This is a genomic window from Sorangium sp. So ce204, from assembly GCF_051526795.1.
GTDB classification, from domain to species: domain Bacteria; phylum Myxococcota_A; class Polyangia; order Polyangiales; family Polyangiaceae; genus Sorangium; species Sorangium cellulosum_B.
The window spans coordinates 2,219,625-2,232,598 of the sequence record NZ_CP150317.1; the positions used below are offsets into that span (position 1 = coordinate 2,219,625).

The 12,974-nt window shown below is 71.5% G+C and carries 9 protein-coding genes; 4 read left to right on the forward strand and 5 right to left on the reverse strand.

The genetic code is table 11. The features are described 5' to 3' along the window. Positions 1-52: 52 nt before the first annotated feature. The 4 genes from WMF22_RS08375 to WMF22_RS08390 form a co-directional block, all read right to left on the reverse strand. On the reverse strand, positions 53-1,048 hold the full coding sequence (locus WMF22_RS08375) for a C-terminal binding protein (protein WP_438035410.1): 996 nt from the start codon (positions 1,046-1,048) through the stop codon (positions 53-55). A 26-nt stretch (positions 1,049-1,074) separates the two neighbouring features. Continuing rightward, on the reverse strand, positions 1,075-2,850 hold the full coding sequence (locus WMF22_RS08380; protein WP_438035411.1) for an IlvD/Edd family dehydratase: 1,776 nt from the start codon (positions 2,848-2,850) through the stop codon (positions 1,075-1,077). 46 nt (positions 2,851-2,896) lie between these two features. After that, positions 2,897-4,036, reverse strand: a complete 1,140-nt coding sequence (locus tag WMF22_RS08385; protein WP_437298584.1) for a glucose 1-dehydrogenase — start codon at positions 4,034-4,036, stop codon at positions 2,897-2,899. Positions 4,037-4,291: 255 nt separating this feature from the next. Further along, a complete protein-coding gene (locus tag WMF22_RS08390) occupies positions 4,292-4,729 on the reverse strand; it encodes a cupin domain-containing protein (protein WP_438035412.1) in 438 nt (145 codons plus the stop codon). 614 nt (positions 4,730-5,343) lie between these two features. On the opposite strand from WMF22_RS08390, the gene WMF22_RS08395 reads away from it, so the two are divergent. Continuing rightward, on the forward strand, positions 5,344-6,474 hold the full coding sequence (locus tag WMF22_RS08395; RefSeq protein WP_438035413.1) for a hypothetical protein: 1,131 nt from the start codon (positions 5,344-5,346) through the stop codon (positions 6,472-6,474). Positions 6,475-6,773: 299 nt separating this feature from the next. Then, the gene (locus WMF22_RS08400) at positions 6,774-9,233 is read left to right on the forward strand and encodes a protein kinase domain-containing protein (RefSeq protein ID WP_438035414.1); all 2,460 of its coding nucleotides are present in this window, start codon (positions 6,774-6,776) and stop codon (positions 9,231-9,233) included. Positions 9,234-9,239: 6 nt separating this feature from the next. On the opposite strand, the gene WMF22_RS08405 is transcribed toward WMF22_RS08400, so the two are convergent. After that, positions 9,240-10,757, reverse strand: coding sequence for a hypothetical protein (locus WMF22_RS08405; protein WP_437298588.1), 1,518 nt, complete (start codon positions 10,755-10,757; stop codon positions 9,240-9,242). Between the two features lie 113 nt (positions 10,758-10,870). On the opposite strand from WMF22_RS08405, the gene WMF22_RS08410 reads away from it, so the two are divergent. Beyond that, positions 10,871-11,812: an FHA domain-containing protein gene (locus WMF22_RS08410; RefSeq protein WP_438035415.1), complete on the forward strand. Its 942-nt coding sequence runs from the start codon at positions 10,871-10,873 to the stop codon at positions 11,810-11,812. A 184-nt stretch (positions 11,813-11,996) separates the two neighbouring features. Next, the gene (locus tag WMF22_RS08415) at positions 11,997-12,440 is read left to right on the forward strand and encodes a hypothetical protein (protein WP_437298590.1); all 444 of its coding nucleotides are present in this window, start codon (positions 11,997-11,999) and stop codon (positions 12,438-12,440) included. Positions 12,441-12,974 lie beyond the last annotated feature (534 nt).

Below are 12,974 nucleotides of genomic sequence, written 5' to 3' on the forward strand. Positions count from 1 at the left end.
CCCCATTCCGAATGCATCCGCCGTACCCGCCGGCGCCGGCGAGGCGGCGGCCTCAGGCGGCCATGAGGTTCACGGGCGACATCGGCTCCTGTCCGGACAGGACGCGAACGACCTCGCTCGCCGCGAATCGTCGGACGAACTCGATCGACTCTTCCGAGTAATAGGCAGCGTGGGGAGAGATGACGACGTTCTCGAGCGAGAAGAGCGGGCTCGTCGGCCTCCAGTCCCGGCGCTTCGCCGGCTCCTCGGCGGTGTCGTCGAGCCCGGCCCCCGCGATCCATCCCTCCGCGAGCGCCCGGTACAGCGCGCCGTCGTCGATGATCGGACCACGGGCGGTGTTGACGAGGATCGCTGTCGGCTTCATGCGCCGGAGCTCGCGTTCCCCGAAGAGGCCATGGGTCCCCTGGGTCAGCGGCGCCTGGATGACGAGGTAGTCGGAGCGCTCCAGGAGCTCGTCGAAGGACACGGGGTCGGCGCCGGCGGCGCGGATCTCGTCCGCGTCGAGAAAGGGGTCGTGCGCCGTGACGCGCACACCGAAGCTCGCCATTTTCGCGGCGATGCTTCGGGCGATCGCGCCGAACGACAGGAGCCCCAGGGTCGCGCCCCGCATCCGGTGGATCGGCCGGCCATCCTGCCAGGACCAGGATCCACGGCGCGTGGCGCGATCGTACGCGGGCAGCTTGCGGGCGAGCGTGAGCAAGAGCGCCACGGCGTGGTCGGCGACCTCGTCGGCGCACCAGTCGTTCGGCGCGTTGGTGACGCGGATCCCACGGCGGGTCGCCGCCGCGACGTCGACCGTGTCGACCCCGGTGCCGTACCGAGCGATGACCTGGCAGCGCCGGAGCCCCGAGATGGCTCGCCCCTTGACCTCGGCGTACTGCGTGAGCACGCCGACGGCGTCGCGCGCGACGGCCACGACGTCCTCCTCGGTCTTGCACTGCGCGGCGACCAGCTCGAAGCCGGCCGGCTCCACGAGAGAGCGCTCGATGTCGACGTCGCCGAAATCGTAGTCCAGCACGACGACCTGCCCCGTCCGTTCCATGCTCATGGTCCTTACCTCCGTTCCCGTGCCGTTCAGTGTGAGTGACGAGGCAGCCCGCGGAGCTGAACGAGGTGCTGGTACCGGACGGCCGGCTCGAAGCACGCGCCCGTGGACAGGGGACCGACCGCGTTCCGGTAGATCTCCTGCCATGGCGTCTGGCTCTCGAGCTCCGGCAGCTTCAGGGATCTGCGGCGCTGCTCGATCTCGTCGTCGGAGAGCAACACGTCCACGCGACGCCGGCGCAGATCGACCTGGATGCGATCCCCCGTCCGGAGCAGCGCGAGGCCGCCGCCCACCGCGGACTCGGGCGACGCGTTCAGGATCGAGGGGCTGTCCGAGGTGCCGCTCTGGCGGCCATCACCGAGCGTCGGCAGGGATATCCCCTCTCGCACCAGCGCGTCGGGCGGATCCATGTTCACGACCTCCGCGGAGCCCGGATAGGCGATGGGCCCCGTGTTGCGCATGACGAGGATGCAGCGCTCGTCGATCCCGAGCGACGGATCGTTGATGCGAGCGTGGTAATCCTCCGGCCCCTCGAAGACGATGGCCCGCGCCACGAAGACATCGGGGTTCGCGGGGTCCGACAGGTAGCGGCCGCGGAAGACCTCTCCGATGACGCTGCTCTTCATGACGGCCGAGTCGAAGAGGTTCCCGCTCAGGACGAGCAGGCCGGCGGCGCGGAGCAGAGGATCTTCGTACGCTCGGATCACGTCGCGGTTGGCGACGGCGGCGCTCGCCACGTTCTCCCCCACGGTTCGTCCGGACACGGTGAGCGCATCCCCGTGGAGACGGCCCGCGCGGAGCAGCTCGTTCATGACGGCGGGCGCGCCCCCCGCGCGATAGAAGTCCTCTCCCAGGAAGCGCCCGGCGGGCTGGCAGTCGACGAGCAAGTGGACGTCTTGCCCGACCCGCTGCCAGTCGTCGTTCGTCAAGTCGACCCCGACGTGGCGCGCGATGGCGTTCATGTGGATGGGGCAGTTGGTCGACGCGCCGATCGCCGAGGCGACGGCGATCGCGTTCTCGAACGCCTTTTTGGTCATGATCGCGCTCGGCGTCAGGTCCTCGTGCACCATCTCCACGATCCGGCGCCCGGTCGCGTAGGCCATCTGCGCCCGCTCCCGGTAGGGCGCCGGGATCGCCGCGCATCCGGGCAGCGACATCCCGACGGCCTCGGCGAGGACGTTCATCGACAGGGCCGTTCCCATCGTGTTGCAGTGCCCCACGCTGGGCGCCGCCGCGGCGACCATGTCCATGAACTCCGTGTAGTCGATGCTGCCGGCCGCGAGGAGCCGTCGAGCCTCCCAGATAACGAGCCCCGAGCCGGCGAGCCTCCCGCGGTAATATCCGTTCAACATCGGCCCGCCCGAGAGCACGATCGCGGGCAGATCGACGGTCGCCGCCGCCATCAGGCAGGACGGCGTTGTCTTGTCGCAGCCCGTCGTGAGGACGACGCCGTCGAGCGGGTATCCGTGGAGCACCTCCACCAGCCCGAGGTACGCGAGGTTCCGGTCGAGGGCCGCGGTGGGCCTCTTGCCTGTCTCCTGGAGGGGGTGCGCCGGGAACTCCAGCGGGATCCCGCCGGCGTCACGCACGCCCTCCTTGACCCGGACGGCGAGGCTCAGATGATGGCGATTGCACGGAACGAGGTCGCTCCCCGTCTGGGCGATCCCGATGACGGGGCGGCCGGACTGGAGCTCTTCACGGGTCAGCCCGAAGTTCAAGTAGCGCTCGAGGTACAGCGCCGTCATCTCCGGATTGGTCGCGTCGTCCCACCATGCCTGGCTCCTCAGCTTTCGCTTCTGGTTCATCGCTGTCCTTCCCGGTTCCCGGTTCCTGGACGAGGGGCGCCACGGCCTACCCGGCAGCCCGAAGCCCTTCATCGCGCGCCGCCGTTCCGGCCTCCGCGATGTGGATCACCGTCTTCGCTCCACCCGCTCCCGCGCGCAGCAAGGCCGGCGCCTCGTCGAGCGAGATCCGCCGCGCGATGACCCGGCGCGCGGCGTCGGGAAACAGGATCAGGAACTGCTCGAGCATCCGGACGGCTGCCTCGTAGGACTTGCGGCCGGCGTTCACGGTCCCGAACATCAGCTGGTTCTGGAGGACGAAATCGCGCATCAGACCGCATGTGTCGAAGTCCATCGCGGGCCCCGGCGCAGGGATGCCGGTGAGGACGAACGCGCCGTTCGCCGCGAGCGCGGGGAGGGTCTTGAACGCGAACGCCGGCACGCCGACCGCTTCGATGATCACGTCGAACCGCCCGTGGCGCCTCATCAGCCCCGCGACGTCGGTGGACTCGCTCGATACATAGTCGGCGCCGATGCTGCGCACGAAGCGCGCCTGATCGCCGTCCGTCGGCTCCCTCGAATACACGACCGCCCGATAACCGTTCGCGACAAGCCCCATCGCCGTGAGCACGCCGATCGGCCCGGCGCCGAGGACCAGGCCCCGCGGTGCGTCGTCCTCCCAGGGCAGGCGCGTCAGGGCGGCGTCGAGCTGGGCGAACGCTTTGGCCACGACGCTCAGCGGCTCGACGAGGACGCCGAGCTCGCCGACGCCCGGAGGGACGGGGACGAGGTAGCGCTCCTCCTCGACGAAGAGCTCGGTCATGAAGCCGCCCGCCCCGGAGATACCGCGCTCGATGAACTCGCCCGTCGCGCAGAAGTCCTGGTGCCCGACGCGGCAGGCCGGGCAGTCGATCCTCGTGCAGGGCCGACGCACGGTCGGCACCACGAGATCTCCGGGACGAAGGCGAACCATGCCCTCACCCGTCTGCACGACCTCGGCGAGCGCCTCGTGTCCCAGCACGAGCCGGTCGGTCCCTGCCGGGGCGGACCCGTACGTGAACGCGGCGATCTCCCGGTCGGTCCCGCACAGTCCGACCGCGAGCGTGCGGAGCAGCGCTTGCCCGTTCGCCAGCCGCCGAGCCTCCGGTCGGTCTTCCTCCTCGACGAGACACACAACCCTCTCGGCCATCAAGGCAGCGACCGACTTCACGCGTCCCCTCTTCCTGCGAGCACCTGCTCGCTCGTCGTCGTGCGTGCCAGGCAGGGCACGCCGGCGCCGGGTCCCATGGGTCGTTCGTCTGGATGCGGCAAGCCCGTGGCGAGCACTCGCCGGTGACCTACCGCTCCGGAGAAGGCGGCCGCGCCCCGGCGGGCGCGGGGGCGGTGAGCTCTCCCGTGGGATCGCGTTTGACCGGATTGGACCTGACTCGACTGGCCGCTTGCTACCGGCCCTGCACGAGATGCATCACTGGACGGGCAGCAGCGGGGCCACGCCCCGCTCCTTCACGAGCACGACAAGGAACTTCGCGGGCTTCTTGGCGCTCGCGTTCCGGCCGACGGTGTGGATGTCGCTGGGCCCCTCGTAGAAGGTCTGGCCCGGGGTGAGCGTCACCTCCTTGCCGCCTTTCACGCCCATCACGATCGAGCCCTCGAGGACATAGATGAAGCCGTGGGCGTCGTGACGGTGCACCGGATCGGCGGCGCCGGGGGGGTAGTCGACGATGAGCATCATCAGCTCCTTGCCGGGGATGTTCGCGAGCTCCTTCGTCAGGAGCGTCGTGACGACCGGCTCGGGCGCGGCGGCAGCGGGGCAGGCGAGCAGGCCCACCGCGACGGCCGCCACGGCGGCGGTGCTCTTCACGAGCTTCGAAGTGCGAGAGGCGAAACGGAGATTCTGGAGCATGGGATCCTCGTGGTTGAACAGGGTACGCGTCGATCGCGAGCGCCTTCTGCACGGCCGGGCCGGCGCGCATGCGTTCGCTGAAGCGGAGAAGCTTGAGGGCAGCGAGGAGCCGACGCGGCGTGAAGAGTTGCTTGAAGGCCCTGTGCATGTCGGTGTTGAAGAACGCTGCCCAGCGCGTCACCTCGGCGCGAGCGAGCACGCGGCGTGCCGTCGCCGAGGAGCCGCGTGTCGGGGAGCGATGGGCGAGTGAGCATGCGCCGCGCATGTGAAAGAGCTTCACCTGCACTGCCAGGCACCGGAGAGCGATGCCGTCGATTCATGACAGGCTCGTCGCGCGCCCGAGTCATGAATGCGCCGCGGGGGCCCGGCGCTCCGGCGCTCCGCGCTCGTGGCACATTTACATCAATGCTGGCGCAAACCTCGGCGCGCGTGACGGTGTGTCCTCGATCCGCACGGCTTCGACGGGCGCCAACCCTCGCTCCAGGGCATTGCCTTGCCCTACACTCGGCGGCGGAGGTTCGGTCATGCCGGTGCGTAGCAGGCGGGTTTGGTGGTGGGCGCCGATTGCGGCGGCAGGGCTCGTCGCAGCAGGAGGCCCATTGGCTTGCAGCAGGGTGCTTCTCGACGATCCAGGCGTCGAGGGCGACGGGGAAGGGGGGAGCTCCTCCGAGGTCGAGGGCTCCGGGGAGGCCGGGAACACGGCGTCAGGAGGAGGCGTGGGAGGAAGCGGCGCGGGCGGGACCACGGGCAACGGCTCCGGCACGGGTGGCCCGTTCGGCTCGACCGGGGCGGGCGACGGCGGCGCGGCGGCGGGCTCGGGCGGCATGGACGTGGGCAGCACGAGCGGCGGGGCTCCGGATGGAACCGGCGGGAGCGCGGGGGCGCCCGCGGAGCTGGACTGCGCCGCGGCGCGGCTGTTCCCGAGCTCGGTCGATCTGAAATACCAGGGCGATCTCGACGATCTGCCGCCCATCTCGGAGATCCGCGGGGACCTGGCGCTCAGTGAAGACGTCAGTCAGCTGCACCGCCTTGGCTGTCTACGGCACGTCACGGGCACGGTCACCATCCGGTACACGCGCAAGCTCGCCACGCTCGAGGGGCTCGAACGGCTCGAGTCCATCGGGGCGGGGCTCACGATCGAGAAGAACGACGCGCTCGCGAGCATGACGGGGCTCCAAGGCCTGAAGGTCGTGGATGGCGCATTGACCCTCCATTCGAACCTCCGCCTCGCTGACCTGGGCGGGCTCGAGAGTCTGACGACGGTGCGCTCTGGCATCCAGATCGAGGACAACCCCGTCCTGGCGAGCCTCGCCGGGCTGCGCAGCCTGACCGCCACGGGCGCGGTGGCGCTCAAGTCCAACCCGGCCCTCGAGAGCTTGCACGGCCTCGACGGCGTGAGTCAGCTCGCCAACCTCCTCGTCATGAGCAACGCGAAGCTCGAGAGCCTCGATGGGCTCTCGGCGATCGAGATGGTCTATCAAGATCTCACCATCAGGGACAACGAGGTGCTCACTTCCATCGATGCGCTCTCTGCGCTCCGGGCGATCGAGCAAAATCTCGTCATCTCGAACAACCCGGAGCTCGCCAGCATCGATGGACTCTCTTCGCTCGAGCGGATCCACTACGGCCTCGAGATCACGACGAACCCGAAGCTCCCCACCTGTGAAGTGGAAGAGCTCCGTGAGCGGACCGGCGTTCCACGAGCGTCCGTGATCAACAACGACGACGCGGCGACGTGCCCCTGATCCGGGGCGGGCGCCGCAGGCGACCCGGAGCCCCGAGCGGGGGTTCGGGGCGCAGGGCGCCGCAGGCGACCCGGAGCCCCGAGCGGGGGTTCGGGGCGCAGGGCGCCGCAGGCGACCCGGAGCCCCGAGCGGGGGTTCGGGGCGCAGGGCGCCGCAGGCGACCCGGAGCCCCGAACGTTGAAGCGCACCGTTCTGCGCCGCAAGGCGCCCGGTAACGCCGCATCGCGTCTCGCGACGCGCCTCCCGCGCGCCTCGAGGGCTGTCCCGGCCGAGCTTTGCCGGTACCATCGCCGCGCCGCATGGCCTCGAAGCTTTCGCCGAGCGACGAAACGGAGAGCACCGCCACGGGCGCCGGGGCGGCGGGCGCGCTCGCGGGCGCGCTCGGGCTGCCCGAGCGTTACGAGGATCGGGGCCAGCTCGGCAGCGGCGGCTTCGGGGAGGTGCGGCGCGTCTGGGATCGCAAGCTCAAGCGCGCCGTGGCCATGAAGATCCTCCGGCCCGACGTGGCGCCGTCCGCGGCGCGCCGCGCGCGGTTCCTCGCCGAGATCGAGCTGACCGCGGGGCTGTCGCACCCGGGGATCGTGGCGGTCCACGACTACGGCGAGCTCGAGGGGGGACAGCTGTGGTTCACGATGGCCGAGGTGCGGGGGCGGACGCTGCGGGCGGTCATTGACCAGGCGTTCCGCGCGGGCGGCGGGCACGTGCCGCGGCGCCGGCTGCTCGATGTGTTCGCGCGCGTCTGCGAGACCGTGGCCTACGCGCACAGCCGCGGCGTCATCCACCGCGATCTGAAGCCGGCCAACGTGATGGTGGGCCCGTTTGCGGAGGTGCTGGTGATGGACTGGGGGATCGCCCGGAGCGCCGGGGAGCGGGAAGATGTCGCCGGGCCCGGCGCGGGGGCGGGCCGAGCGGCGGCGCCGGCCGGGCTGACGGGTGCGGGCGACGTCATCGGGACCCCCGCGTACATGGCGCCCGAGCAGGCGCGCGGCGACGTGCGGCGCCACGGGCCCGCGACGGACACCTACGCGCTCGGGGCCATGCTGCACGACGTGCTCGTCGGCCGCCCGCCGCCCGCCGCGTCGACGAGGGTGGCGTCGGACGATCCGCCGCTGCTCGACGGGGCGCGCGGGACGTCCGACGTGCCGCCGGAGCTCGCGGCCATCTGCCGGCGCGCCATGGCGCTCGAGGTGGAGGCGCGCTACCCGGACGCGGGCGCGCTGGCGCGCGACGTCGAGGCGTTCCTCGACGGCGCGCGGCGGCGCGAGCGGGCGCTCGCGGCGTTCGTGGGCGTGCGCGCGCTGGGCGAGGCGCGCGCAGATCTGCGGGCGCGGGCGGCGGCCGCGCGTGACGACGCGCGGCGCGCGCTCGCGGGCGTGAAGCCGTCCGACGCCATCGAGGCCAAGGCGCCGGGCTGGGAGCGCGAGGACGAGGCCGAGCGGCTGGAGCGCGAGGCCTCGCTCCGGGAGGCGGAGTGGATCCAGGCCGTGCACGGCGCGCTGGCGATCGATCCCGAGCTGCCCGAAGCGCACGGCGCGCTCGCCGACCACTACCGCGATCAGCTGCTCGACGCCGAGCGCGCGCGCCGCCTCGCCGACGCCGCCCGCGCCGAGGTGCTGCTGCGCGCCCACGATCGCGGCAGGCACGCGGCGTTCCTGCGCGGCGACGGGGCCGTCACCCTGGTCACCGATCCGCCGGGCGCGCGCGTCACCGTGCACCGTTACGGGCTCCGGGGGCGGCGCCTCGTCGAGGAGCCGGCGGGCGAGCTGGGCCGGACGCCGCTCCATGCGGCGGCGCTGCCGCACGGCAGCTACCTCCTCCGCGTCTCGGCGCCGGGGCGCCGGGAGGTCCGCTATCCGGTGCTCGTCGAGCGCGGCGAGCACTGGGACAGCACGCCGTCCGGCGCGTCCGCGCCCGTCCCCATCGCGCTCCCGCGCGAGGGCGATCTCGGCCCCGACGAGGTCTACGTGCCCGCCGGGTACGCCTGGACCGGCGGCGATCCCGAGGCGGCCGACGCGCTGCCGCGGCGTCGCATCTGGGTGGACGGCTTCGTCCTGCGGCGCTTCTCCGTGACCAACAGCGAGCTCCTGGAGTTTCTCGACGACCTCGCGCGGCAGGGCCTCGACAACGCGGCGCTGGGGCTGCCTGCGGCCCACCCCGGCGTCCTCGCGGAGGCGCTCGGGATGCCGGGGATCACGCGCGACGCCGCGGGCCGCTTCGCGCTGCGCCGCGACACGCCGGATCCGCCGCCCCAGGAGCGCTGGCCCGCGATCGTCGACGGCCACGTCGCCGGGGCCTATGCGCGCTGGCTGGCGATCCGCACGGGCAAGCCGTGGCGGCTGCCGGACGAGATCGAGCGCGAGAAGGCGGCGCGCGGCGCCGACGGGCGGCTGTTCCCCTGGGGGGATCACGCGGAGCCGGCGTTCGCGTGTGTGCTGGAGATCCACCGCGGCGAGCCCACGCCGTGGCCCGTGGACGAGCCGCCCACCGACGAGAGCCCTTATGGCGCGCGCGGGCTCGGCGGCACGGCGCGCGACTGGTGCGCGAACGTGTGGCGGCACGGCGGGCCGCCCGTGGAGGGCGGGCGGCTGCGGCTCGAGGCGGCCGACCCGGAGGACGACGATTTCCGCGCCATCCGCGGGGGCGGCTGGGGGAGCTCGATCGCGTATTCGCGCGCCGCCGTGCGCTTCGGCGCGCGCCCGGGGATCCGCCGGCCGCTCGTGGGCATCCGGCCGGCGCGCTCCTTTCCGGCACCGGGCTGATCGGGATCAGGTCGCGGTGAGCACGGAGACGCCGCTCCCTGTGACGACCGCGAGGGCGAGCGTGGGGATGCCGCTGCTGGGGGTGAACGCCGCGAGAGCCGGATTCGCCAGCGCCTCACAGCCGGCGATCTGCTCAGGGAGCTGCGCGAAGCCAGACCAGCTCTTGCCGTCGTCGCTGGAGCAGATCCAGACGTTCTGGGACGCGTCCGTGAACGCGAGGTACAGCCGGTCGAGGTAGGCGCAGAAGCTCGGGTTCGAGAGGACGAGGGGGCTCGCGGGCTCCGGCGCCGAAGGATCGCTCGTGACCGTGAAGGTCGACGCGTCCACCCAGAGGCGCGCCGTCTTGTGCCAGGACCACGATTCGGGCGAGGCCTGGACGTCGTGTGTCGCGTAGATCTCGATGGTCTGCGAGGCGGCGCCTTGCTGGGCGAGGAGCAGCTGCCCGTTATAGCCAACGAGCGCGGGCGCGCCCGCCGCCTCGACACCCGGGCTGCCATGGTTGGGAGACCAGCGCGACCCGTTCCATGTGCGCACGTGCATGTGAGGCTTCCCTGACGCGGTCAGGTAGGCCATGCACAACACGCTGGTCGATCCGGCGGAAACCACGCTCAGCGCCGGCGCGCTCGAGGCGCTGGCCCCGGTGTGGGTGCTCTTCGACCAGCCCTCGCCGGCGTTCGTGCACATCTTCACCGAGGACGAGCCGCTCTTCTGGTAGACGAGGTACAGCGTGCCGTCCAGCGAGGCCAGCGCCGGCTCGCCAGCGGCCGATATGCCAATCGAGGTCGGGTCCGACCACGTCGCGCCGTCCCCGGAGGTGGAACAGGAGACGGTGCTGTCGCTGGCGTTCGTGAATGCGAGGTAGAACGTATCGCCCAGCTGCGCGAGCCCCACGCCGAGCGCGGCGCCGCCGACGGTCGCCGGCTGGCCCCACGACAGCGGCGATTGCGTCATCTTGTACCACGTGACGCCGGCGGGGGAGCTCACCGTGTCGTAGGTCAGGGTGATTCCGTTGCTGTCGACGGCATATTGCGGCGGACTTCCGCTCTGCGTGCCGACATACCAGGTCACGGTCCCTCGCCAGGGCGTCTTGTGTTTGAGCGCGAAATCGAGCCCTACCTGGTCCCCGGCGGCGTTGGTGCCGAGGAACAGGCCGGCCGGGGGCAACGCCGATGCCGTCACCGGTGTCCACAGGCTCTGCGCGGGCATGTCGACCGGCGGCGGGGTCGAAGGGGCATTCCCCAGCTCCTCCCCTGGTCCGATCGTGATCTGGGTCGTCCCCGTCTCGGGGTTCTTCAGGTCATGGAGGAAGGTGGGATCGATCTCCCAGAGCTCCGTGTTCGTCGGGTAGCTGTTGCTGCTGGATGACGCCGGGTCGGTCACACCGAAACCCGACGCCGGGCCCGTCACGTAAACAGCCCATGACGCGCTGGTCACGCCCGAGATCGACAGCGAATATTTCATGTCCGGGGTGAGCTGATACGGCCGCGGCTTCGATCCCACGGCGGCCTCGTCGAGCTTCGTCATCCTCGTCCTCCTTGTCGATCCCACCTTTAAAGCACCTGCCGGGCAGCACCCATGACGCGAACCTTACAGCTGCCCCTTCTTTCCGCGCGGGGGGCGGTGGTAGCCTCGCGACCGTGGCGATCCTGGAGCAACGCGGCGGCGGCACCCGGGCGGCGCTCGCGGCGCACGCGCTGGTGGGGCGGTCGTCGGTGTGCGCGGTGCGGATCGAGGTGCGGCTCGCCTCCGCGGAGCACGCGCGCCTGTCGTACCGCGACGGCGCCTGGTCGGTGCGCGATCTGGGCAGCAAGAACGGCACCTTCGTCAACGGCGAGCGCCTCGCGCCCGGGAGCGCGCGAGCCCTCGCCGGGGGCGACCAGCTCGCGTTCGGCGATCCGGAGGCGACGTGGACCCTCGCCGACGCCTCGCCGCCCGTGCCCATGGCGCGGCGGCTCTCCGACGGCGCGCTCCTCGCCGGCGCGGGCGCCCTGCTCGCCCTGCCCTCGGCGGACGATCTGCGCGCCTGCGTGGTGGAGGTCGAGGGCGGGAGCTTCCTGGTGGAGATCGACGGGCAATCGCGCCCGGCCCAGGACGGCGAGGTCCTGCAGCTCGGGGGCGAGGCGTTCGCGCTGCACCTGCCCACGCCCCCCGCCGCCACCGACGACGCGGGCGAGCGCGCCGCCCGCATCGACGAGACCGAGCTGCGCTTCCGGGTCAGCCGCGACGAGGAGGCGGTCGAGCTCACCGTGGCGGGAGGCGGAGACGCGCGCGTGCTCCCGCCCCGCTCGCACCATTACATGCTGCTCACGCTGGCGCGCGCCCGGCTCCGGGACCGCGACGCGGGGTCGCTCGGCCCCCCGCAGCGCGGCTGGGTCTTCGTCGACGATCTCTGCCGGATGCTGTCGATGGACGAGAACAAGCTCAACGTCGAGATCTACCGGGTGCGGCAGGAGATGAGCGCCGCCGGCTTCGCCAGAGCCGCCGCGGTGATCGAGCGGCGCCGCAGCAGCCGGCAGCTCCGCGTGGGCACGGAGCGGCTGGTGATCACGCCGATGCCGGCGGCGGGCGCGGGCGCGTAAGACTCGTGTAATGGCGCTGTCGGGCGCGGCGGCATAAGACTCCTCTGTACCCGCGGGGCGACGGGCAGGAGCGACGTCTCGCTCCACCCGTGCACCCCGCGCCACGGCGGCTCGCGAGGGGCATCTCGCTCGCTCGCGGACAGACCGCGCGGACCCCTCGTGGACCGCGCATGGAGGAATCATCATGTCCGACAATACCTACGTGAACATCTACGTCTCCAACAACCTCGGCTACGGGATCGGCCAGGTCTGGCTCGCGCACACCACCAGCGAGACCCCGTGGACCGAGTGCTGGATCGGGGAGAACGTCGCGAATGGCCAGAGCACCCTGGCGCAGGGGTGGATGGCCGCGCTCGTGCCCAGCAGCAACGACTACTTCACCGTCATGTGGACGGACACCTCGAACAACCTCTATGGCACCTCGATCAAGTTCAAGGCCGAGTGCGACACGGACGGCGGCGACATCGATCTCCAGCTGCAGGGCACCGGGAGCAGCGTGGTGGTGCTCCAGGGCACGACGGTCCAGGGCAGCACCCCCATCCTCCAGTACGGCTACGCGCCCAGCTCCTCCAGCGCGGCGCGCGCCGCCGAGCGGCCCACGAGCGGCGTGGCGAGGGCTCCTTCCTGATCGATGACGGACGGGGCGTCGCACAACGGGTAGGTGTCCAGTCCTCCCGGAGCAGGGGCCCGTGGCTCAAGGAAGTGTCACCTAGAGCGACAAACGGGTTGAAACCACGAGAAAAAGCAAGAATTTCACAGGGAGACGGGGAGGCGGGGAGCGAGAGACGGCAAGAGAAAGAAATTCATTCTTTCTTCCTCCCCGCCTCCCCGCCTCCCTGTGAAAATTCTCCGGGTTTCAACGAGATCGGTCCTCTAGGCTCCCGGTCTAACGTGTTACCAGGGCTCCCGGTCGTTCACCCTGGCGCCCTGCTGCGCGGCCCCTGCGGCCGTGCTGCGCGGTCTTCCGGCCCTGCTGCGCGGCCCCGGCGGCCCTTCTACGCGGTCCCGCCGACCCTGCTGCGCGGCTCAGGCGCCCTGCTGCGCGGCCCTGGCGCCCCTCCTGCGCATCCACTTTGGTGTCCTTTCGTACGATCGCGTGGCTCCTGCGCGGTCCCAGCGGCCCTCCCGCGTACCCAATTTCATGTCCTATCACACGTTTTTG